The sequence below is a fragment of the Actinomadura livida genome (assembly GCF_014648675.1).
Classification (GTDB): Bacteria; Actinomycetota; Actinomycetes; order Streptosporangiales; family Streptosporangiaceae; genus Spirillospora; species Spirillospora livida.
Genome location: NZ_BMRO01000001.1, coordinates 143,652 through 163,615, shown reverse-complemented (window position 1 = coordinate 163,615; position 19,964 = coordinate 143,652). Strand labels below are relative to the sequence as shown.

General features: G+C 74.0%; 20 protein-coding genes. 11 read left to right on the top strand and 9 right to left on the bottom strand.

Annotation, left to right across the window (positions count from 1 at the left end; all coding sequences use genetic code 11):
* The coding region (locus tag IEZ03_RS00700) for a hypothetical protein (protein WP_189241137.1) at positions 1 to 199 on the top strand (199 nt) is incomplete at its 5' end.
* Complete coding sequence (locus tag IEZ03_RS00695) at positions 196 to 936, top strand: thioesterase II family protein (protein WP_184883041.1); 741 nt, start codon at positions 196 to 198, stop codon at positions 934 to 936. The genes IEZ03_RS00700 and IEZ03_RS00695, both read left to right, overlap by 4 nt.
* Positions 937 to 1,047: 111 nt before the next feature.
* On the opposite strand, the gene IEZ03_RS00690 is transcribed toward IEZ03_RS00695, so the two are convergent.
* A complete protein-coding gene (locus tag IEZ03_RS00690) occupies positions 1,048 to 2,106 on the bottom strand; it encodes a S1 family peptidase (RefSeq protein WP_229807889.1) in 1,059 nt (352 codons plus the stop codon).
* Between the two features lie 327 nt (positions 2,107 to 2,433).
* On the bottom strand, positions 2,434 to 3,507 hold the full coding sequence (locus tag IEZ03_RS00685) for a S1 family peptidase (protein WP_229807888.1): 1,074 nt from the start codon (positions 3,505 to 3,507) through the stop codon (positions 2,434 to 2,436).
* Positions 3,508 to 3,811: 304 nt separating this feature from the next.
* Here IEZ03_RS00685 and IEZ03_RS00680 point away from each other — a divergent pair, with 304 nt between their 5' ends.
* From IEZ03_RS00680 to IEZ03_RS00665, 4 genes are all read left to right on the top strand, one after another.
* Positions 3,812 to 4,798 carry an ABC transporter ATP-binding protein gene (locus IEZ03_RS00680; RefSeq protein ID WP_184883043.1) on the top strand — a complete coding sequence of 329 codons (987 nt, stop codon included), beginning with the start codon at positions 3,812 to 3,814 and terminating at the stop codon, positions 4,796 to 4,798.
* Positions 4,799 to 4,877: 79 nt separating this feature from the next.
* Positions 4,878 to 5,477, top strand: coding sequence for a histidine phosphatase family protein (locus IEZ03_RS00675; RefSeq protein WP_184883045.1), 600 nt, complete (start codon positions 4,878 to 4,880; stop codon positions 5,475 to 5,477).
* A gap of 82 nt (positions 5,478 to 5,559) precedes the next feature.
* Positions 5,560 to 6,348, top strand: a complete 789-nt coding sequence (locus IEZ03_RS00670) for an SDR family oxidoreductase (RefSeq protein WP_184883047.1) — start codon at positions 5,560 to 5,562, stop codon at positions 6,346 to 6,348.
* Entirely contained in the window at positions 6,345 to 7,409 is a 1,065-nt protein-coding gene (locus IEZ03_RS00665) for an NAD(P)H-dependent amine dehydrogenase family protein (RefSeq protein ID WP_184883049.1), read from the top strand. The genes IEZ03_RS00670 and IEZ03_RS00665 overlap by 4 nt, the downstream gene beginning before the upstream one ends.
* A gap of 12 nt (positions 7,410 to 7,421) precedes the next feature.
* On the opposite strand, the gene IEZ03_RS38685 is transcribed toward IEZ03_RS00665, so the two are convergent.
* A complete protein-coding gene (locus IEZ03_RS38685; protein ID WP_281399843.1) occupies positions 7,422 to 10,382 on the bottom strand; it encodes a helix-turn-helix transcriptional regulator in 2,961 nt (986 codons plus the stop codon).
* 131 nt (positions 10,383 to 10,513) lie between these two features.
* Positions 10,514 to 11,782 carry a glycosyltransferase gene (locus tag IEZ03_RS00655; RefSeq protein WP_184883050.1) on the bottom strand — a complete coding sequence of 423 codons (1,269 nt, stop codon included), beginning with the start codon at positions 11,780 to 11,782 and terminating at the stop codon, positions 10,514 to 10,516.
* 168 nt (positions 11,783 to 11,950) lie between these two features.
* On the opposite strand from IEZ03_RS00655, the gene IEZ03_RS00650 reads away from it, so the two are divergent.
* Both IEZ03_RS00650 and IEZ03_RS00645 read left to right on the top strand, forming a co-directional pair.
* Positions 11,951 to 12,571, top strand: coding sequence for a histone deacetylase (locus IEZ03_RS00650; protein ID WP_184883052.1), 621 nt, complete (start codon positions 11,951 to 11,953; stop codon positions 12,569 to 12,571).
* Between the two features lie 23 nt (positions 12,572 to 12,594).
* Positions 12,595 to 13,044, top strand: coding sequence for a peroxiredoxin (locus tag IEZ03_RS00645; RefSeq protein WP_184883054.1), 450 nt, complete (start codon positions 12,595 to 12,597; stop codon positions 13,042 to 13,044).
* A 3-nt stretch (positions 13,045 to 13,047) separates the two neighbouring features.
* Here the strand turns inward: IEZ03_RS00645 and IEZ03_RS00640 are convergent, their stop codons facing one another.
* On the bottom strand, positions 13,048 to 14,691 hold the full coding sequence (locus tag IEZ03_RS00640; protein ID WP_184883057.1) for a CocE/NonD family hydrolase: 1,644 nt from the start codon (positions 14,689 to 14,691) through the stop codon (positions 13,048 to 13,050).
* Positions 14,692 to 14,853: 162 nt separating this feature from the next.
* On the opposite strand from IEZ03_RS00640, the gene IEZ03_RS00635 reads away from it, so the two are divergent.
* On the top strand, positions 14,854 to 15,933 hold the full coding sequence (locus IEZ03_RS00635) for a mechanosensitive ion channel family protein (protein ID WP_184883059.1): 1,080 nt from the start codon (positions 14,854 to 14,856) through the stop codon (positions 15,931 to 15,933).
* A 59-nt stretch (positions 15,934 to 15,992) separates the two neighbouring features.
* On the opposite strand, the gene IEZ03_RS37380 is transcribed toward IEZ03_RS00635, so the two are convergent.
* Complete coding sequence (locus tag IEZ03_RS37380; protein ID WP_229807887.1) at positions 15,993 to 16,841, bottom strand: ATP-binding protein; 849 nt, start codon at positions 16,839 to 16,841, stop codon at positions 15,993 to 15,995.
* Positions 16,842 to 16,991: 150 nt separating this feature from the next.
* Between IEZ03_RS37380 and IEZ03_RS00625 the strand changes: the two genes are divergently transcribed.
* Positions 16,992 to 17,399: an organic hydroperoxide resistance protein gene (locus tag IEZ03_RS00625; protein WP_184883061.1), complete on the top strand. Its 408-nt coding sequence runs from the start codon at positions 16,992 to 16,994 to the stop codon at positions 17,397 to 17,399.
* Between the two features lies 1 nt (position 17,400).
* On the opposite strand, the gene IEZ03_RS00620 is transcribed toward IEZ03_RS00625, so the two are convergent.
* The 3 genes from IEZ03_RS00620 to IEZ03_RS00610 are packed head-to-tail and all read right to left on the bottom strand — an operon-like array spanning position 17,401 to position 19,234.
* The gene (locus IEZ03_RS00620; RefSeq protein WP_184883063.1) at positions 17,401 to 18,027 is read right to left on the bottom strand and encodes a GOLPH3/VPS74 family protein; all 627 of its coding nucleotides are present in this window, start codon (positions 18,025 to 18,027) and stop codon (positions 17,401 to 17,403) included.
* Position 18,028: 1 nt separating this feature from the next.
* Positions 18,029 to 18,307 carry a type II toxin-antitoxin system antitoxin gene (locus IEZ03_RS00615; protein ID WP_221481860.1) on the bottom strand — a complete coding sequence of 93 codons (279 nt, stop codon included), beginning with the start codon at positions 18,305 to 18,307 and terminating at the stop codon, positions 18,029 to 18,031.
* A gap of 12 nt (positions 18,308 to 18,319) precedes the next feature.
* Entirely contained in the window at positions 18,320 to 19,234 is a 915-nt protein-coding gene (locus IEZ03_RS00610) for an SPFH domain-containing protein (RefSeq protein ID WP_184883065.1), read from the bottom strand.
* A 135-nt stretch (positions 19,235 to 19,369) separates the two neighbouring features.
* Between IEZ03_RS00610 and IEZ03_RS00605 the strand changes: the two genes are divergently transcribed.
* Positions 19,370 to 19,807: a limonene-1,2-epoxide hydrolase family protein gene (locus IEZ03_RS00605; protein WP_184883067.1), complete on the top strand. Its 438-nt coding sequence runs from the start codon at positions 19,370 to 19,372 to the stop codon at positions 19,805 to 19,807.
* The last annotated feature ends 157 nt before the right edge of the window (positions 19,808 to 19,964 follow it).

Here is a 19,964-nt window from a genome sequence, read left to right as displayed (position 1 = left end):
CGCCGCCGACCGCGCCGCCGACCGCGCCGCCGACCGCGCCGCCGACCGCGCCGCCGACCGCGCCGCCGACCGCGCCGCCGACCGCGCCGCCGACCGCGCCGCCGACCGCGCCGCCGACCGCGCCGCCGACCGCGCCGGGGACAGCGCGGCCCCCGGGGACCGGACCTCCCGCCGCCCGAAGGAGGAGTTGATCACGTGACGTGGTTCCGCTGCCCGGAGAACCGCCCCTGGGCGTCGATGCGGCTGTTCTGCCTGCCGCACGCGGGCGGGTCGGCGGTGTTCTACCGGCCCTGGGTGAAGGAGATCAGCCCGGCCGTCGAGGTCCACGCCGTGCAGTACCCCGGCCGCGCCGACCGGATCGCCGACGCGATGGTCGGCGACGCCCACCAGCTCGCCCGCCTCGTCGCCGGCGCGATGGCGCCGCTGATGGACCGCCCCGCCGCCCTGTTCGGGCACAGCATGGGCGCCGTCCTGGCGTACGAGGTGGCGCGGCTGCTGCAGGAGCGGGGCAGCGCCCCGGTGCACGTGTTCGCCTCCGGCGCCCGCCCGCCGCACGACCGCGGCGAGGACCGCGTCTCCGACAAGGACGACGACGCGGTCGTGGCGGAGATGGTGAAGCTCGGCGGCAGCGACGCCGAGGCGCTGCGGGAGCCCGAGCTGCGTGAGCTCGTCCTGCCCTACGTCCGCAACGACTTCAAGCTGATCGAGGACTACGCCCACCGGGCCGCGGGACCGCGGCTGGCCGTCCCGGTCACGGCGATCATCGGGGACGCCGACCCGCACGTGAGCCGGGCGCAGGCCGCCCGCTGGGCGGAGGTCACCGACGGGCGCTTCGCCCTCAAGGTGCTGCCGGGCGGCCACTTCTACCTGACCGAGCGGCAGCGGGACGTCATCGCGGAGGTCCACCGGACCCTGGAGGTCCCCGCCGTCCCCTGACCGGGGGAGCGGGGTCACCGAGACGGCGGCGGGCCGCCCCCACGGAGTCCGTGCCGGGGGGCGGCCCGCCTTATCACTGTTCCCGGCCTTCGGCCGGTCGGCGGATGCCGGTCAGTAGACGCTCAGGCCGTAGCGGTTGAGCACCTCGGTGACGGGCTGGAAGAACGTCGTCCCGCCCCAGCTGCAGTTGCCGCTGCCGCCGGAGGTCAGGCCGAGCGCGGTGGAACCGGCGAACAGCGAGCCGCCGCTGTCGCCCGGCTCCGCGCACACCGTGGTGCGGATCATGCCGTAGACGCTGCCCTCGGCGTAGTTGACCGTCTGGTTGAGCGCGGTGACCCGGCCGCTGTGGTAGCCGGTGGTGCTGCCGCTGCGGTAGACGGTCTGCCCGACCGTGGCGTTGCCCGCGCTCGTGATGTCGCGGGTGCCGCTGCCGTACAGGCTGACGGCGCCGCGGGTGTCGGTCGGCGTGGAGGTGTAGCGCACCACGCCGTAGTCGTTGCCGGGGAAGCTGCTGGCGTACCGGGTGCCGAGCACGCGGCCGGAGCCGTCGGTCCAGGTGGACCCGATGTTGGTGCAGTGCCCGGCGGTCACGAAGTAGTACGTGCTGCCGCTGCGGGCGTTGAAGCCCAGCGAGCAGCGGGAGCCGCCGGTGCGGATGGCCTCGCCGCCGAGGGTGAACTTCTTGAACGTCCCGGCGACGCGCTCGGTACGGACGGCCGCGCCGTGCTCGGCCGCGGCGGCCCGCACCTTGGCGAGCGCGGCGCCCTTGACGCTGCTGTCCATCGTGAGCAGGACCTGGTTGGAGTCCGCGTCGACGGCCCATGCGGTGCCCGGGACGGTGGCGTCGCGCTTGAGCGCGTCCATGACCCGGTTCAGCTCGGCGCCGCTGCGCGCGACGGTCTTCGGGACGGCGCCGGCGGCCCGCACGGTCTGCGCGGCGTCGGCGTCGGTCACGGTGACGACCAGCTTGCCGGCCTCGATGAACGAGCCGGCGGTCTGGGCGCCGAGCTTGCTCGCCAGCGCCGACGCGACGGCGCCGTGGTCGGCGGGAGCGGCGGGTGCGGCGGGGGCCGCGAACGCGGCGGGTGCGGTGGCCAGGGTGGCGGCCACCACTGCGGACGTCGCCGTGGTGACGGCGACGACGCCGGCGCGCGTGGTACGGATCTTCACTTGTGCCTCCAGCGGGGGGTCAGGCGCACCCTTGTGGTGCGCCGGAGGTCCCCGACATGGTGTAAGAACCGTCAATGCGGATGTAAGACGCAGATAGTGACCAATTCAGGACGATGTGGTTGGCATCCTGACAATGGCCCCCATGGTCAGACCGTGAAACGCCTTCATGTTGTGGATCAAGATGGGACGCGAACCGGCTCCGGCCCCCCGGCGGGGGGAACCGGAGCCGGCGCGTGCGTCCCGCCGCCTGGGAGCTCCGGCGGGCCGCGGTGACCCTGCGGTGAGCAGGGCGGATGGGGGTCGGCTGACGTTCGGGTCAGCGTCCGGTCAGTAGACGTCCACCCCGTAGGCCGAGAGCGGCTCGGTCACGGGCTGGAAGAACGTCGTGCCGCCGGACGAGCAGTTGCCGCTGCCGCCGGACGTCAGGCCGAGCGCGGTGGACCCGGAGAACAGCGGGCCGCCGCTGTCGCCCGGCTCCGCGCAGACCGTCGTCCGGATCAGGCCGCTGACGCTGCCCTCGGCGTAGTTCACCGTCTGGTTGAGCGCGGTGACCTGCCCGCTGTGGACGCCGGTGGTGCTGCCGCTGCGGGTCACGGTCTGCCCGACCGTGGGGGTCCCCGCGTCGGTGATGTCGTGGAACCCGCCGGCCGCCCTGACACCGCCCTGCGTGTCCTCGGGGGTCGAGGAGTACTTGACGATGCCGTAGTCGTTGCCGGGGAAGCTGCTGCCGTCGTTGGTGCCGAGCACCGTCCCCGACGCGTCCGTCCAGGTGCCGCCCACCTCGGTGCAGTGCCCCGCCGTCAGGAAGAAGTACTCGCTTCCGTTCGTGACGTTGAAGCCCAGCGAGCAGCGGGAGCCGCCGGCGAAGATGGGGTCGCCGCCCAGCGCGAACATCCGGAACTTCCCGGCGACGCGGTCGGTGCGGACCGCCGCGCCGTGCTCGGCGGCGGCGCTGCGCACCTTCTTCAGCCCGGCGCCCTTGACCGTGCTGTCCATGGTCAGGACGACCTGGTTGGCGGCGGGGTCGACCGCCCAGGCGGTGCCCGGAACGGCGGCGTCGCGCTTGAGCGACGCCATGACCTTCTGCAGGTCGGCGCCGCTGCGCGCGACGGTCTTGGGGACGGCCCCGGCGGCCCGCACGGCCTGTGCCGCCTTGGCGTCGGTGACCGTGACCACGAGGTCGCGGGTGGACTGGTCGAGGTAGGCGCCCGCGCTGCGGGAGCCCAGTTCGCCCGCCAGCTTCGCGGCCACCGCGCCGGTGTCCGAGGTGGCGGCGACGGGGGCGGCGGCCGTGTCGTGGGACGCGTTCGCGCCGGGAGCGCCGACGAGCGCGGTCGCCACCAGCCCGGACGCGGCCACGGTGACGGCGGCGGCGCCGATACGGGATGGACGGATTTTCACTGTGCCTCCAGGGGGGATTGGGCGCACCCGGATTGGCGCGCCGGAGGTCACCGCACATGCTGGAAGAAACCTGAACACCCGCGTAAGGCAACAAAGTGACTAATCGGTCGGGCACGGATTGTCACAATGGGTGCGAGATCCGTGGCGTTTCAACGGGGAGGACAGTCCCTTTTGCCCGATCGAATGATGGACTGTCCGTCCAATGGGCCTCCCCGGACGGCCGGGCCCGACGTACAGTCGGGGCGACGGGGGCCGGACGTAAGACGCGGATCCCCCGTCCCCGGTTCCCCGCACGGGAGTGCGCATGGGTGTCGAGATCCGGGTGGAAGGGCTCAGGAAGTCGTTCGGGCGGCAGGTCATCTGGGAGGACGTCTCCCTCACCATCCCGGCGGGCGAGATCTCCGCCCTGCTCGGGCCGTCCGGGACCGGTAAGTCGGTGTTCCTCAAGAACCTCGTCGGGCTGCTGCGTCCCGACCGCGGCCACATCTACGTGGGCGGCGGCGACGTCCCGCGGCTGCGCGAGAGCGACCTGTACGCGCTGCGCCGCCAGTTCGGGGTGCTGTTCCAGGACGGCGCCCTGTTCGGCTCGATGAACCTCTACGACAACATCGCGTTCCCGCTGCGCGAGCACACCAAGAAGGGCGAGGCCGAGATCCGGCGCATCGTGCTGGAGAAGATGGAGATGGTCGGCCTGTCCGGTTCGGAGCGGAAGCTGCCCGGCGAGATCTCCGGCGGGATGAAGAAGCGCGCCGGCCTCGCCCGCGCGCTCGTCCTCGACCCCGAGATCATCCTGGCCGACGAGCCGGACTCCGGCCTCGACCCCGTCCGCACCGCCTACCTCAACCAGCTGTTCGTGGACCTGAACACCCGGCTCGGCGCGACGTTCCTGATCGTCACGCACGACATCGGGACCGCCCGGGTGCTGCCGGACAACCTCGGCCTGCTGTTCCGCCGCGGCCTGGTGATGTTCGGGCCGCGGGAGATGGTGCTGTCCAGCACGCACCCGGCCGTGAACCAGTTCTTCAACGCCCGCCGCCAGGGACCGATCGGGATGGCGGAGGAGAAGGACCTCGCCGAGGTCGCCGCCGAGTCGGCCCCGCAGTCGATGCCGGCGCCGATCCCGCCGCAGCTCATGCCGAGCGACGGCGGCCTGCGCCCCGCGATGCGCCGCCCCGGCGAGTGGCTGCGGGAGCACCGGGTGACCCCGCCGCCGGGCTCGTTCATCGACGACGAGGGCCGCAACTGGCTCACCGACTGGGACGCCCTGGCCGCGCAGCGGCAACGACGCTGAAGCCCGGCTCGGGCAGGGGCCGCGGCTGGCTACCCTCGGACAAGGCGGAGACCGCACGAGAGCCGGGGGTAGCAGCGTTTTGGACACCACCCTCTACGTCGTCCGGCACGGCCGGACCGAGTGGCACGCGGAGCACCGGTACGCGGGCGTGAGCGACGTCGCGCTCACCGCGACCGGCCGCGAGCAGGCCGAACGGCTCGGCCGGTGGGCGGCCGGGACGGGCGCGGCCGCCGTGTGGGCCTCGCCGCTCACCCGGTGCCGGGAGACGGCGGCGCCCGCCGCGTCCGCCCTCGGGCTCCCCGTCACGGTCGACGGCGACCTCGCGGAGGTCGACTTCGGCGCCGCCGAGGGCCGCACGTTCGCCGAGATGCCGCCCGCCGACGTGGAGGCGTTCCTGGCGGACCCGGTCGCCGGGGCGTTCCCCGGATCGGAGGACCCCCGCAAGGCCGTCGAGCGCGGCATGACCGCGCTGCGGCGCGTCGCCGCCCGCCACCGCGGCGAGCGGGTCCTGGTCGTCACCCACAACACCCTGCTGCGGCTGACGCTGTGCGGGCTGCTGGGCATCGCGCCGTCCGCGTACCGCGCGGTGTTCCCGCAGGTGCGCAACTGCGCCCTCACCGAGTTGCGGATGTCCGGGGACTCCGCCGCTCTGATGTCCTACAACGTCCCGCTTCCGTGAGGTGCGACCGGCGGAGATATTGAAACACGTTCTACCTCCTGCGTAGGCTGTGCGGCACGGCTGACGGCCCGGAGGTGGCGCGGTGATCCTGGATCGGTTCCGTATCGACGGCAAGGTCGCGGTGGTGACCGGCGCCGGGCGGGGCATCGGCGCCGCGGCGGCGGTCGCGCTCGCCCAGGCGGGCGCCGACGTGGTGATCTCCTCCCGGACGGAGGACCAGCTCCGCAAGGTCGCGTCCGAGATCGAGGCGGCGGGGCGGCGGGCACTGGTCGTCCCGGCGGACCTCAGCGAGCCGGACGCCGCGGCCGAGCTGGCGGACCGGGCGGCCGAGGGCCTCGGCCGCCTCGACATCGTGGTGAACAACATGGGCGGCGCGATGCCGGCCCCCTTCATGAACACCAAGCCGCGGCATCTTGAGAACGCGTTCCAGTTCAATGTGAGTACCACGCACGCGCTCACCCGCGCTGCCGTCCCGCACCTGCTGGAGTCGGGCGCGGGCAGCGTCGTCAACATCTCCTCGGTGATCGGGCGGATCGCCGGGCGCGGATACCTCGCCTACGGCAGCGCCAAGGCGGCCCTCGCCCACTACACCCGGCTCGCCGCGTTCGACCTGGCGCCGCGCGTCCGCGTCAACGCGATCGCCGTCGGCTCCGTCGCGACGTCCGCGCTCGACGTCGTCATGACCAGCGACGAGCTGCGCACCGAGATGGAGCGCAAGACGCCGCTCGGCCGCGTCGGCGACCCCGAGGACATCGCGGCCGCCGTCCTGTACCTCGCCTCGCCCGCCTCGGCCTACGTCACCGGCGCCCTCCTGCGGGTGGACGGCGGCATCGAGGCCCCCAACCTCGACCTCGGCCTGGAGGACCTGTGACGTACCGCGTAGTGCAATGGAGCACCGGCAACGTCGGCCGGCACGCGATCGCCGGCATCGACGCCCGGCCCGACCTCGAACTCGCGGGCGTGTGGGTGTCCAACCCCGCGAAGGTCGGCAGGGACGCGGGTGAACTCGCGGGTCTCGGCCGCGACCTCGGCGTCACCGCGACCGGTGACGAGGACGCGCTGCTCGCGCTGCGGCCCGACTGCGTCGTCTACACCTCGATGGCCGACGTGCGGCTGGCGGAGGCGATCGACGACCTGTGCCGCATCCTCCGTGCCGGGGTCAACGTCGTGTCCAGCAGCCCGGTGTTCCTGCAGTTCCCGGACGGCGTCGTCCCGCCCGAGATGTCGGATCCGGTGCGCGAGGCCGCCGCCGCGGGCGGGGCGTCGATCTTCGTCAACGGCATCGACCCGGGGTTCGCCAACGACGTGCTCCCGCTCGCCGTGACCGGCATCAGCGAGCGCATCGACCAGGTCCGCTGCATGGAGATCCTCAACTACGCCACCTACGACCAGGGCACGGTCCTGTTCGACATCATGGGCTTCGGCGGGTCCCTGGACGAGACGCCCATGCTGCTGCAGCCCGGCGTCCTGACGATGGCGTGGGGCAGCGTCGTCCGGCAGATCGCCGCAGGGCTCGGCGTGGAGCTGGACGAGGTCGCCGAGTGGCACACCCGGCTGCCCGCACCCGAGACCTTCGCCGTCGCCGCCGGGACGATCGCGAAGGGCACCACGGCGGCCCTGCGGTTCGAGGTCCGCGGGATGCGCGGCGGCGAGGCCGTCGTCGTCCTGGAGCACGTCACGCGGCTCCGCGACGACCTCGCCCCCGACTGGCCGCAGCCCGCCGGCGCCGGCTGCTACCGGGTCGAGGTCCGCGGCGAGCCGAACTACACCGTGGACCTGCGGCTCCTCGGCACCGACGGCGACCACAACACCGCCGGCCTCAAGGCGACGGCGATGCGCCTGGTGAACGCCGTACCCGCCGTGGTCGAGGCACCTCCGGGCCTCCTGACGGCCCTGGACCTGCCGCTGATCCCAGGCCGCGGACTCCTCTAGATCCGTCGGGGGTCAGACGCCTTCGCGGTGGGCCACGGCGGCGGCCTGGGTGCGGCTCGTGACGTTCAGCTTGGCGAGGATGTTGGAGACGTGGACGCTCGCGGTCTTGGGGGAGATGAACAGCGCCGCGGCGATCTCCCGGTTGTTGCGGCCCTCCGCGACCAGCTTCAGGACCTCCCGCTCCCGCCCGGTCAGCGCGCCCAGCGGGCCGGGCGCCGCGGGCGCGGGCCGGGCGGAGCCGAGCCGGGCGCGGGTGCCGAGGTCGCGCAGCGCGGCGAGCAGCGGCGCGGCCCCGAGCCGCTCGGCGATGCCGACCGCGGACCGCCATTGCACGGCGGCGCCGTCCCGGTCGCCGTGCTCGGCGAGGGCCTCGGCGAGCCGCCACCGCGACCGCGCCACCTCGTAGACGAACCCGCCGTCCGGCTCGCCGTAGGTGAACAGGTCGGCGGCCTTCCGCCACAGGTCCACGTCGTGGACACCGTCCACCCGGCGCCGCTCCGCCTCCGCGCGGGCCAGCCACGCGTGCGCTTCGAGGCCCATCCAGGCGCGGCGGCGGCCGTTGGTCGTGTACGCGACGGCCTGCCGGACCCGGGCGAGCAGGTCGTCCGCGGTGTCGGCCGCCTTCCGCGCGGCGGCTTCGTCGCCGGCGGCGCGGGCGCGCGCCGCGATCTCGGCCTGCGCCTGCAGCCCCGTCGCGGCGGGCCGGATGACGCCGACCGAGGTGCCGTAGATGGTGCTGAGGATCTTGTCGAGGTGCTCGGTGGCCGTCTCCGGATCGCCGCGCCACAGCGCGTGCTCGGCGGCGAGGCCCCGGGCGAGGTAGTTGAGGAAGAGGTCCTCGTCCAGCAGCGGGGTGATCCAGCGGAGCCGCTCGTCCGCGCGCGGACTGCCCTGCGCGACCTCGACGAACAGCCCGTACGCGGAGATCTGCGCCTCCAGCGGCCGGACGACCTGCACCGCGAAGTCCTCGGCGAGCCGGTTCGCCTCCGCCCAGTTCCCCGCCGTGTAGTGGATCAGGTACCGCAGGGACCGCAGGACGACCCCGAAGGTGCTCCAGCCGAGGCCGTTCTCCAGGGCGTACTTCACGCCCTCCTCGGCGGCGCGCGTCGCGCCCGCGAGGTCGCCGCGGTCGAACTTGGTGCGGGCGTAGTGGAACGCGGCGCGCCCCGCCACGAGCGGGCTCCCGCCGTCGGCGGCGGACAGGTCGCGGGCCCGCGCGAACACCTCCGCGACGTCCGGGTCGGCCTCGCCCGCCTCCCGGAAGATGCCGAGCGTCACCAGCAGGCTCGCCTCGGCGCCGGTGGCCCCGGCGGCGCGCGCGTCCGCGATGGCCCGCTCCGCCACGCCGGGCATCTCGCCGTCGTCGTCCCGGTAGAGCAGTATCCGCGCGTAGGTGGCGAGGGCCTCGGCCCGCTCGACCGTCGGCGGGTCGGCGGGCAGCATCGCGACCGCCTCCCGCGCCATGGCCACGGACGGGCCGTAGTCGTCGAGCTCCCCGAGGTGGGTGGCGAGCTGCTCGCGGATCCGGCAGCCGAGCCGCGCGTCCGCGGGGTCGGCCACCTCCAGCAGCCGCCGCAGCCGGTGCACGGCGCGCCGCAGGTCGCCGGCCTCCGCGGCGGCCCGCGCGGCGGCCAGCGCCAGCTGCACCCGGTCTGTCCCGGCGGCCTCCTCGGGGCCGGGGACCGCCTCCCACAGCTCCAGCGCCCGCTCGTAGTGCTCGAACGCCTCGGCGGGCGCGCCGAGGCGCCCGGCGTCCCGCGCGGCCCGGACCGACGCGGCGAACGCGGCGGGGAGGTCGTGGGCGGCGAGGCTGTGGTGGGCCAGCTCCGCGGCGGGGCCGCGCGTCCCGTCCGGCCGGTCGGCGAGCAGCCGCGCGAACGCGGCGTGCAGCCGGGTCCGCTCGCCCGGCAGCAGGTCGGCGTAGACGGCCTCGCGCAGCAGCGCGTGCCGGAACGTGTACCCGTCCCCGGACGGGACGAGCAGCTGGTGCGAGACGACCTCCCGCAGCGCCTCGCCGGCCGCGGTCTCGTCCAGCCCCGACACGCGCCGGACGAGCTCGTCGTCGATGCGGCGCCCGGCCACCGCGGCGACCCGCACGACCCGCCGCCCGGCCTCCGACAGCCGGTCCACCCGCGACAGCAGCAGGTCGGCGAGCCCGGACGGGAGCCCCGCGGACTCCGCGCCGGGGGAGCCGAGCCCGGCGGAGTACAGCTCGGCGGCGTAGAAGGGGTTGCCCTCCGACCGGCGGTGCACCCGCGCGGCGACCTCCCCGTCCACCGGCGCGGACCCGCGCGACAGCGCCGCGAGGTACTCGGCGGTCTCGCCCGGCCCGAACGCGGGCACCTGGACGCCGGTCGCGTTCGGCAGCCGCAGCAGCTCCGCCACCACCGGCCGCAGCGGATGGCGCCGGTGCAGGTCGTCCGACCGGTACGTGCCGACGAGGCACACCCGCTCGCGCTGGAGGACGCGGCCGAGGAACGTCAGCAGATGCCGGGTCGACCGGTCGGCCCAGTGCAGGTCCTCCAGCACGAGGAGGACGGGCCGCTCGGCCCCGAGCTCGCCGAGGAGCCCGAGCACGGCCCCGAAGAGCCGCTGCTGGCCCAGCTCGGACGCCGCCTCCGGGTCGCCGCCGCCGTCGGGCAGCAGCCCGCCCAGCACGGGACGGGCGGCGACCGCGGCGCGGACCTCCTCCGCCTCCGGCCCGCCGCCGTGCGCGGCGGCCCACAGCGCGTCGGTGAGCGGAAGGTAGGGCATGGTCTCGCCCAGCTCGGCGCACTGCCCGACGAGGACGGCGCAGCCCCGGTCGCGGGCGGTGCGGGTGAGCGCGGACACCAGGTGCGTCTTGCCGACCCCGGCGTCGCCGCTGACCAGCACGAGGCCGGCGCCGCCGGCGGCGGCCCGCTCCAGCGCGGCGGTCAGCTCCGCGAACTCGGCCGCCCTGCCGATCAGCATCGGGCCGTCCCCTCCGGTCATCCGGCCCAGTATCCCACCGGCGGGACATGAGCGGGCCCCGGATCCGGCGGGGATCCGGGGCCCGTATGGGGCGGACGGGCGTCGAGCCGAGCTCGTCCGCTGAATGGCGGTGGGTGGGGGCTGGAGGACGCTTAGCCGACGAGGGCGGGGGTCCTGTCGGTCTCGCGCTCCGCCACGTCCTCGGCGGCCGGCTCGGGGACCGGCTCGGGCTCGGGGACGGGCAGCACCTTCAGGTAGGCGCGGAGCGTCTCGGCCGCGATCCGCTCCAGCGAGTAGCGGGAGCGGGCGCGGTCGGCGGCGGCGATGGAGTAGCCGTGCAGCGTGGTCTCCTCGGACAGCAGCCGCCGGACCGCGCGGCCGATCACGACCGGCCGCCCCGCGGGGACGTGCAGGCCGGTGATCCGGTCGAGGACCTCGTCGGCGCTCGCGCCCGCCGGGGCGGTCACGACGGGGACGCCGCAGGCCATGGCCTCCAGCGGCGTCGAGGGGCAGGGCTGGTGGGGGGTGAGGCAGAGGGCGAGGCTCGCGGTCCGCAGCAGCTTCGGCAGCGACTTGCGGGGCATCCTGCCCAGGAAGATCACGCGGTCGGCGACGTGCAGCTCCTTGGCCAGCAGCGTCAGCCGGTGCACGGCGGGGTCGTGGTCCAGGTCCTCGCGGGCGGGGCCGCCGGCGATGGCCAGCTCGGCGTGCGGGACGTGCACCAGGGCCCGCAGGGCGGTCGCGACGTCCCCGGCCTCCAGGTCGTCGCAGACCATCACCAGGCGGCGCCGGTCACCGCGCGGCATCGAGGGGCCGACCTGCGAGAACAGGTCGCCGTCCACGCCGTAGGGGACGACGGAGACGGCCGGGCGGGGGATGCCCATCCGCACCAGCGCGGTGGCCTCCTCGGCGTGCCCGGCGAGCACCAGGTCCGCGCCGCGGCCGATGGCCTTCTCCAGGCGGTCGCGGTGCGGGTGCACCGGCGTGCCGGCGCGGCGCTCGGTGGCGGCGACGCCGTGGTAGCTCTGCGCGAAGGGGATGTCCAGCTCACGGGCGACGGCGCAGGCGGCGAGGCCGCCGATCCAGCCGTGCGCGTGGACGATGTCCGGCCGGCCCGCGCCCGACCAGCGGCGGCGCAGTTCGTCGGCGAAGTCGCGGACGTGCTTGAGCAGCTCGTCGTCGGGGAGCGGGCGGGCAGGCCCGGCGTCCAGGGTGACGAGCGCGGCGCCCGGCGCGAGCCGGGTCCGGCCGCGGGCGGCGGGGTCCTGCCGCCGCGTGTAGACCGTGACCTGGTTCGGCTCGCCGTCGGCGGTGAGCGGACGGGTCAGCGAACGGGCGAGGTCCCGAACATGGATTGACTGCAGGTGTTCGCCGTCAAGGTCGGAGGCGGACACGAGCGCGATGTGAAGCTGGCGGTGCATACGGATCCTCCGGGACATCACAGGGGAAGCTCGGAGGTATCTGCGTCGTAGACACCTGCTCGAAAGGTTCTATAACCGCCCGCACTCCGCGTCAAACGTCGCGAATCGGCGCTCCCCGCCGTCCGGGCCCCGCGGGACCACCCCCCACCTGCTGGAATACTGGACAAGATGGACGACGAACCGATCTGGTACGTGGCCTACGGCTCGAACCTCTTCGGGGAGAGGTTCCGCTGCTACCTCACCGGCGGCCGCCCGCGCGGCGGCGCGCGCCGCCAGGCCGGCTGCCGCGATCCCCGGCCGGCCCGCGCCGAGCGGGCGATCACCGTGCCCGGCGGCATCTACTTCGCGCACGACTCGCGGACCTGGGGCGGCGGGATGGCCTTCTACGACCCGGACCTGCCCGGCCGTGCCGCCGCCCGCGCCTACCTGCTGACCCACCGCCAGTTCTGCGACGTCATGTCCCAGGAGATGCACCGCGACGTGGGCGCCGACCACGACCTCTCCGAGGCCGTCACCCGCGGCCGGCAGCGCGTCGGCCCCGGCCGGTACGAGACCGTCCTCAGGGTCGGGGAGTGCGCGGGCCGGCCCATGCTCACGTTCACCGCACCGGAACCGGCCCCGCCGAACGCGCCGACCGCCCCCTACCTGGCCATGCTCGGCGGCGGGCTGCGCGAGGCGCACGGCTGGTCCGCCGGCCGCGCCGCGTCCTACCTGGCCGGACGTCCCGGCGCCCGCGGCGCCTGGACGCCCCGCGAGATCGCGGGCCTCCTGCACCCGCGGGGACGGTAGCGCCGGGGCGGTAGATTCGTCCCATGAACGTCGGTGACGTCGTTGACGACTTCGAGCTGCCCGACGAGACGGGCGAGCCGCGCACGCTGACCGGTCTCCTGGAGAAGGGCCCGGTGGTGCTGTTCTTCTACCCGGCCGCGATGACCCCCGGCTGCACCGCCGAGGCATGCCACTTCCGCGACGTGGCCGCCGAACTCGCCGAGGCCGGCGCCCACCCGGTCGGCGTCAGCGCCGACCCCGTCGCCAAGCAGAAGGAGTTCGCCGACCGGAACACCCTCGGCTACCCGCTGCTGTCCGACCCGGACGGCCGCGTCCGCGAGCGCTTCGGCGTCAAGCGCGGCATCGCCCTCCTGCCCACCAGGCGCCAGACCTTCGTCATCGACACCGACCGCCGCGTCCTGGCGGTCGTCAAGAGCGAGATCCGCATGAACACCCACGCCGACAAGGCCCTGGAGGCCCTGCGGGCCCGGTGACCCCTACGGGCGGACGACCGGGAGGTTGATCGTCGAGGGGTGGGCCGGGGAGTGGAAGATCTCCTGGTCGGCGGTGAGCATGTCGGTGGCGGTGCCGATCGGCGCGCCGGTGCCCGGGTTGCGGGCGACGCGCGGGTAGGCGCCGCTCGCGACCTGCACCCGGACGCGGTGCCCGCGGCGGAACCGGTGACCGGCCGGCCACAGCTCCAGGGCGACGTGCCGGACTCCGTCGGCGTCCGGCAGCGGTTCGCCCGCGACGAGGCTTCGCATGCCCTCGCACAGGTTCAGCGACTCGCCGTCGGGGGTGACGTCGCACAGCCGGACCACGAAGTCGGTGTGCTCGCGGTTCGAGCGGATGTACAGGTCGGCGGTGACCGGGCCGATGATCTCCAGGTCGTCGTCGAGGACGGCCGAGGTGTAGGTCACCACGTCCCGGCGGCGCTCCAGGCGCCGCTGGTCGGTGGACGGGCGGGTCTCCCCGAGCAGCGTGGGGCCGCCGAGGAACGGCGTCGGATGGTTCGGGTCGTACCGGTAGGCGTCCGGTTCGGACTCGGGCGGCTCGTCCGGTGCGAGGGCGCCGGCGGGCTGCAGGTGCCAGCGCTCCTCCCGCATGCCGGGGACCGGCCAGTCGGGGAACTCGCGCCACTCGCCCGCGCCCGTGACGTACAGCCGGACGGGCTGCTCCCGCAGCTCGGACGGGTCGTCCAGCAGGTGCGCGCGGAACCAGGCGATCGACTCGCCGACCGAGCCGCGCATCATCCGCTGGTCGGCGTGGAACCAGGGCCCGATGGTCAGGTACGGGCGCCGCCCCGCGGCGCGGAGCGCGGCGTAGTCCCGCAGCTGCCACGGCAGGAAGATGTCGTACCACCCGCCGGTCATGTTCACCGGGGCCGTCACCCGCGAGACGGTGGGGCTGAAGTCGCGCTTGTCCCAGAACGAGGTGTCGGGGCCGTTGACGAGGAGCTCCTGGAAGAACCGCTGCTGCTCGCCCGTCGCGAGCCGGTCGAGCTCGGCGATCGGGCGGCCGGACAGGGTGGCGCGGCGGGCGCGGCGCGGCGACATGATGCCGGTCGTGATCCCGGACAGCGAGCTCTTCATCCGTGCGGTGAGGTCCACCCAGATGAGCGTCGACTCCAGCGCGAACGTCCCGCCGACGTTCACGGCGTCGCGGAACGTCGAGGCGGTGACCTGCATCGACAGGGCGCGCAGCTCGGGCCCCGCCTCCGCGGCGACGGCCCACTGCACGTAGCCGAGGTAGCTCGGGCCGTGCATCGCGAACGTCCCGCCGAACCACGGCTGCGACTTCAGCCACTCGATGGTGGCGAGGCCGTCCTCCCGCTCGTCCAGCGCCTCGAAGACGCCGCCGGACCCGAAGCCGCCGCGGACGCTCTGCACGACGGCCTGGAACCCGTGCGACGCGAACGCCTGCCCGCACATGAGCCCGAAGGGGCCGCGCCGCCCGTAGGGGGACCGGACGAGGACGGTGGGCGCCCGCTCGACGTCCGTCGGGGCGTACCGGTCGGCCAGGAGGGCGACGCCGTCGCCCGCGGGAACCTCGAGATCGCGCTCGACCGTGACGCGGTGGGGGCCGTTCCGCAGTCCCAGCGCCGTGACCCCCAGCCGGCGCATCATTCCCACGCCTACCATCTGATCAAGCGTAATCGTCCCGGGGGTCGCGCCCGCCTCCGGAGTCCGTGATGTGCCTCGCACGCGCCGGGTCTTCTATACGATCGAGGGCGCGCAAAGCGGCATAACGGGATCTGACGGGCGAGTTCGCCATGCCCGCGCGGAGGGAGAGATGCACGCGTCATGGGTGATGTGAGCTGGGAACGGGTCATCGCCGCCGGGGTCGTGCTGGCGTCGGCCCTGGCGGCCGCCGTCGTGCTGCGGCTGCTGACCGGCCGGCTGTTCAAGCGGGCCGGGGACACCCGGGCCACCTGGGACGACCTCGCGGCCCGGCTGATCAAGGACCTCGCGGTGCCCCTCTCGGTCCTGCTCGGCCTCTGGGTCGCCGCGAAGGTCGTGCAGCTCCCGCGCGGCACGCTCGACGTCACCGCGAAGGTGCTGACGGCGGTGGCCATCTTCGTGGTCACGCTGGCGCTGGCGCGGCTGATCGCCTCGGGGGTGAGCTCGGTCGCGCTGGCCAGGCAGGGCGTCGCCGGCAATGTGACGATCTTCGCCAACATCACCCGCGTGGTCGTCCTCGGCGTCGGCATCCTGGTGATGCTGCAGAGCCTCGGGGTGTCGATCACGCCGCTGCTCGGCGCCCTGGGCGTCGGCGGCCTCGCGGTCGCGCTCGCCCTCCAGGACACCCTCGCCAACCTGTTCGCGGGCGTGCACGTCCTGGCGGCCAAGACGATCGAGCCCGGCGACTACATCAAGCTGGCCAGCGGCCAGGAGGGGTACGTCGTCGACATCAACTGGCGCAACACGACGATCCGGACGCTGTCCGACAACATCGAAGTCATCCCGAACATGAGGTTCTCCGACACGATCCTCACCAACTACCACCGGCCCGCGCAGGACATGTCGATCCTGGTGTACGCGAAGGTGGCCTACGAGGTGGACCTGGACCGGTTCGAGGAGCTGCTCATCGAGGTCGGGCACGACGTGATGAAGGAGGTCCAGGGCGGGGTGGCCGACTGCGACATCTTCGTCCGCTTCAACGACTTCAACGACGCCACCGTCGGCTTCCACGTGATCCTGCGGTCCTCGGAGTTCGGCGACCAGTTCCGCATCAAGCACGAGTTCCTCAAGCGGCTGCACCGGGTGATCCGCGAGGAGGGCATCGCGCCGCCCTACTGGCACCACCGCGTGGTCATCGAAGAGAAGAACGGGCAGGCGGGCGCGGCCGCCAAGGGCGAGCTGGCCTCCGACGGGGCCTTCTGAGCGGACGCTCGGACCGGGCGCGCCCGCGGGCTCACACGGGCGGGCTCACACGGGCGGGCTCACACGGGCGGGGGAGCGGTCTCGTCGAACAGGGCGAGGAACTCGGTGCGGCCGAAGCGGTGCGCCGTGTCGACGGCCGAGGGCGAGCCCGCGTGCGGGTCGGCGCCCGCGTCCAGCAGGGCCCGCACCACCCCGCCCTCCTTCCCGGCCACCGCGCCGGCGAGGGGCCGCTGCCCCCGGTCGTTGGCCCGCTCGGGGTCGGCGCCGCGCGCCGCGAGCGCCCGGACGGTGTCGGGGTGCCCGTGCCGGGCGGCGAGCATGAGCAGCGTGTCGCCCCTCTCGTCGGCCAGGTTCGGCGGCGCCCCCGCGTCGATGAAGCCGGCGAGCCGGACGGTGTCGCCGCTGCGCGCCATGTCGAACAGGCGGGCGGTGAGGCCGTCCGCCTCCGGATCGGCCCGCGCCGGGAGCGGGGTCCCGTTCCCGGCCGTGAGCAGCCCGCCGAGGCTGTCCTTGCCGTACCGCAGGTTCTTCTCCAGCGACACGAGGGCCCCGTCGTGCATGAACGAGCGGAAGCGGACGTCGTCGGCCAGCATGCTCATGATCATCAGGCCGCGGCCCTGCTCGTCGGCGGGCCCGGGGCGCGGCAGCACGCCGGTGTCGAAGCCCGTCCCGGAGTCGATCACTTTGATCAGGCAGCGCGAGTCCTGGATGGTCGCCCGCACGGTGTAGTCCGCGCCATGCTCGGCGTGCTTGATGACGTTCGTGCACGCCTCGGTGAGCATCACCTCGATGTCGTCCCGGATCTGCTCCTCCACGCCGAGGGCCCTGAGCGCCGCGTCCAGCAGCCTCCGGGTGGCCGGGACGCTCGCCGCGTCCCGGGGGAGCAGGAGGTCGAGGCTGATCTCCACGTCATCTCCGTCCAATGTGCGTTCCACTGATTCGTGCCCTTTCGGACACACATAAACATGTCGGACTCACTGCCGGGCCTTTGCGGCGGCGCCCGGCTGCGGTATGTTGGTTGTGTCCAACTCAATTGCCCACAACTGAAAGGGGCGCCCATGGACGTCCACTACACCGCCGTGGCCACCGCCAACGGGCGGGACGGCAAGGCCGTCAGCTCCGACGGCCGCCTCGACCTGTCCCTCGCCGCGCCGCGCGAGATGGGCGGCAGCGGCGAGGGGACCAACCCCGAGCAGCTGTTCGCCGCCGGTTACGCCGCCTGCTTCGCCTCCGCGCTCGGCGCGGTGGCCCGCGGCACCCGCCAGGACGTCCGGGACGTCTCCGTCACCGCCGAGGTCGGCATCGGCGGCGACGTCGAGAGCGGCTTCGGCCTGACCGTCGTGCTGCGCGTGGAACTGCCCGACGACCTGGAGAACGGGCGCGAGCTGGTGGAGCGCGCGCACCAGGTCTGCCCGTACTCGAACGCCACCCGGGGCAACGTCCCGGTGGAGCTCGTGGTCGAGTAGCTCAGGCGACGCCGTCGGCCACGTTCTGCTCGCCGATCACCCTGCGGACCGCCGCCGGCGCCGGGCCCGTCCGGGCCGTCAGCTCCCGGATGCGCCGCTTGTGGCGCCGCCGGTCCGCGCGGGGCAGGACGGTCGTCAGCTCGCCCGCCGCGGCCAGCGCGACCGCGGCCGCGTCGTAGCTGTGGACGTGCGCGACCGGCCGCCCCCGGAGCGCCGACGACGCCCCGCCCCACAGCTGCTTCACCACCCGCGGGTCCTTGACGGTGACCTGCTGCCGGGGGAACAGGCCCAGCACCCGGTGCTCCCGCACGCGGATCCACCCGTCGCGGACCAGCTCGTCCCGGACCCTGTCCACCAGCTCCTTGCCGTCCTTGCGCACCCAGTACCGCCACGACCTGGGCCGCGACCCGGCGATCTGCGCGAGCACGCCGTACGGATCGTCGCCCGGCGTGCCCGGGACGGGCTTGCGGCGCTCCTCGCCGAGCCGGCCGTCGAGGTACAGCTCGGTCAGGGCCGCACCGCGCAGCACGTAGCCGAGCTCCGCGCGGCCCTTGCTCATCTTCTGCTTCCGGAGGTCGTACGCCAGCAGGTACATCCGGGCCGGCAGCGAATCTGGAACCTTGACCATCTCAATCCCCGTCCCCGCCGCGCGGCGGGCCTTCCGCGTCGTCGGCGGCGTCGCCGTCTCCGGTGTTCCCGCGGCCCGCGTCCCGTGCCGCCTTGCGGGGCCGTCCGGGCCCGCGCATCCCGCTCGCCGACGCCGGCATCCGCCCCGCGTCGGCGAGCGCCCGCCGCAGCAGGAACTCGATCTGGGCGTTGGTGCTGCGCAGCTCGTCCGCCGCCCACCGGGCCAGGGCGTCGTGCACGGCGGGATCGAGCCGCAGCAGGATCTTCTTGCGCTCAGTCACGTGGGCCCGGGGTCACTGGTAGAGGCTGCCGGAGTTCACCACCGGCTGGGCGTCGCGGTCGGCGCACAGCACGACCAGCAGGTTGCTGACCATCGCGGCCTTGCGCTCCTCGTCCAGTTCGATGACGTGGTCCTCCTCCAGCCGGTCGAGGGCGAGCTGCACCATGCCGACCGCGCCCTCCACGATCCGCTGCCGCGCCGCGACGACCGCGCCGGCCTGCTGGCGGCGCAGCATCGCCTGCGCGATCTCCGGCGCGTACGCCAGCCCGGTGATCCGCGACTCGATGATCTCGACGCCGGCGGACGCGACCCGCTCGGACAGCTCCTCCGACAGCTTCGCGGTGATCTCGTCGGCGTTGTCGCGCAGCGAGGTCCGCTCGGCGTCGTCGTAGGGGAAGCTGCCCGCGATGTGCCGGACGGCCGCCTCCGTCTGGAACGCCACGAACTCCACGAAGTCGTCGACCTCGAACACGGCCCGCGCGGTGTCGGCGACCTGCCACACCACCACGGCCGAGATCTCGATCGGGTTCCCGTCCAGGTCGTTGACCTTGGCGAGCCCCGTCTCGTGGTTGCGGATCCGCGTCGACACCTTCTGCCGCATGGTCAGCGGGTTGACCCAGCGGAGGCCGTCGTTGCGCACCGTGCCCTTGTAGCGCCCGAGCAGCTGCAGCACCCGGGCCTCGTTGGGCGCCACCGGCGTCAGGCCGGCCGCGACGACCAGCCCGGCCACCAGGAGCAGTGACCCGGCGGTGATCCCGCCCGCCAGGGCGCCGGCTCCGCCGGCGAGCGCCCCGGCGGTGGCCGCCGCGGCGCCCAGGACGGTCAGCGCGACCGCCAGGCCCAGCAGCGCCCAGCCGCTGCGGTCCGCCGCCGGACGCTCGGTGATCTTCGGGCGCGGCATCGCCACCTTGGTCGTCTCTTCGGCCATCCAGTCTCTCCTCTTCTGGGGTGTTATCAGCAGCCTATCAAAGTGATATCACATTTCCCGCCTCCTGGCCGCGGGCGGCCAGCGGCGGCGCCGGCAGCGGACTACGGTTGGTCCATCGACCTCGGAGGAACCTCCATGAGCGAGACCAAGATCGTCACCGGATTCCTGTCCGCCCTCGAAGACCTCGACATCGACCGGGCCCTGAGCTACGCCGCGCCCGAGATCGTCTACCAGAACGTCCCGCTGCCGCCGGCCCGCGGCCTGGCCGCCGTCGAGAAGACGCTCCGCGCCATGTCCCGCTACGGCAGCGGCTTCGAGGCCCGCATCCACAACATCGCCGCCAACGGCCCGATCGTGCTGACCGAGCGCACCGACGTGCTGGAGGCCGGCGCCTGGCGCGCGGAGTTCTGGGTCTGCGGCACCTTCAGGGTCGAGGACGACCGCATCACCCTCTGGCGCGACTACTTCGACTGGGCGACCTTCCTGGGCGCCTCCGCCAAGGGCCTCGGCGGAGTGCTCCTGTCGGCCCTCAACGCGCGGCCCAGGGCGTCCCGCAAGACCACCGCTGCGTAGTTGCGCCTGCGGCGCTGAGTACTTGTACTCATGTGCCCGGCGTGATTCCGGGGCAGCCTGGTCGTCATGAACGTCGATCAGCGGTCCCTGCCGGGCGCCCTGGCCGCGGCGCACGCGGTGCTCTGGGCGCAGGCCGTGCTGTCCGGTCTCGCGTGGC

Excerpts from the sequence above, each read along its gene's own strand:
- IEZ03_RS00680 (WP_184883043.1), top strand. The coding sequence starts at position 3,812 with ATGGGTGTCGAGATCCGGGTGGAAGGGCTCAGGAAGTCGTTCGGGCGG.
- IEZ03_RS38685 (WP_281399843.1), bottom strand. The coding sequence starts at position 10,382 with ATGACCGGAGGGGACGGCCCGATGCTGATCGGCAGGGCGGCCGAGTTC.
- IEZ03_RS00655 (WP_184883050.1), bottom strand. The coding sequence starts at position 11,782 with ATGCACCGCCAGCTTCACATCGCGCTCGTGTCCGCCTCCGACCTTGAC.
- IEZ03_RS00650 (WP_184883052.1), top strand. The coding sequence starts at position 11,951 with ATGGACGACGAACCGATCTGGTACGTGGCCTACGGCTCGAACCTCTTC.
- IEZ03_RS00645 (WP_184883054.1), top strand. The coding sequence starts at position 12,595 with ATGAACGTCGGTGACGTCGTTGACGACTTCGAGCTGCCCGACGAGACG.
- IEZ03_RS00640 (WP_184883057.1), bottom strand. The coding sequence starts at position 14,691 with ATGGTAGGCGTGGGAATGATGCGCCGGCTGGGGGTCACGGCGCTGGGA.
- IEZ03_RS00635 (WP_184883059.1), top strand. The coding sequence starts at position 14,854 with ATGGGTGATGTGAGCTGGGAACGGGTCATCGCCGCCGGGGTCGTGCTG.
- IEZ03_RS00625 (WP_184883061.1), top strand. The coding sequence starts at position 16,992 with ATGGACGTCCACTACACCGCCGTGGCCACCGCCAACGGGCGGGACGGC.
- IEZ03_RS00620 (WP_184883063.1), bottom strand. The coding sequence starts at position 18,027 with ATGGTCAAGGTTCCAGATTCGCTGCCGGCCCGGATGTACCTGCTGGCG.
- IEZ03_RS00610 (WP_184883065.1), bottom strand. The coding sequence starts at position 19,234 with ATGGCCGAAGAGACGACCAAGGTGGCGATGCCGCGCCCGAAGATCACC.
- IEZ03_RS00605 (WP_184883067.1), top strand. The coding sequence starts at position 19,370 with ATGAGCGAGACCAAGATCGTCACCGGATTCCTGTCCGCCCTCGAAGAC.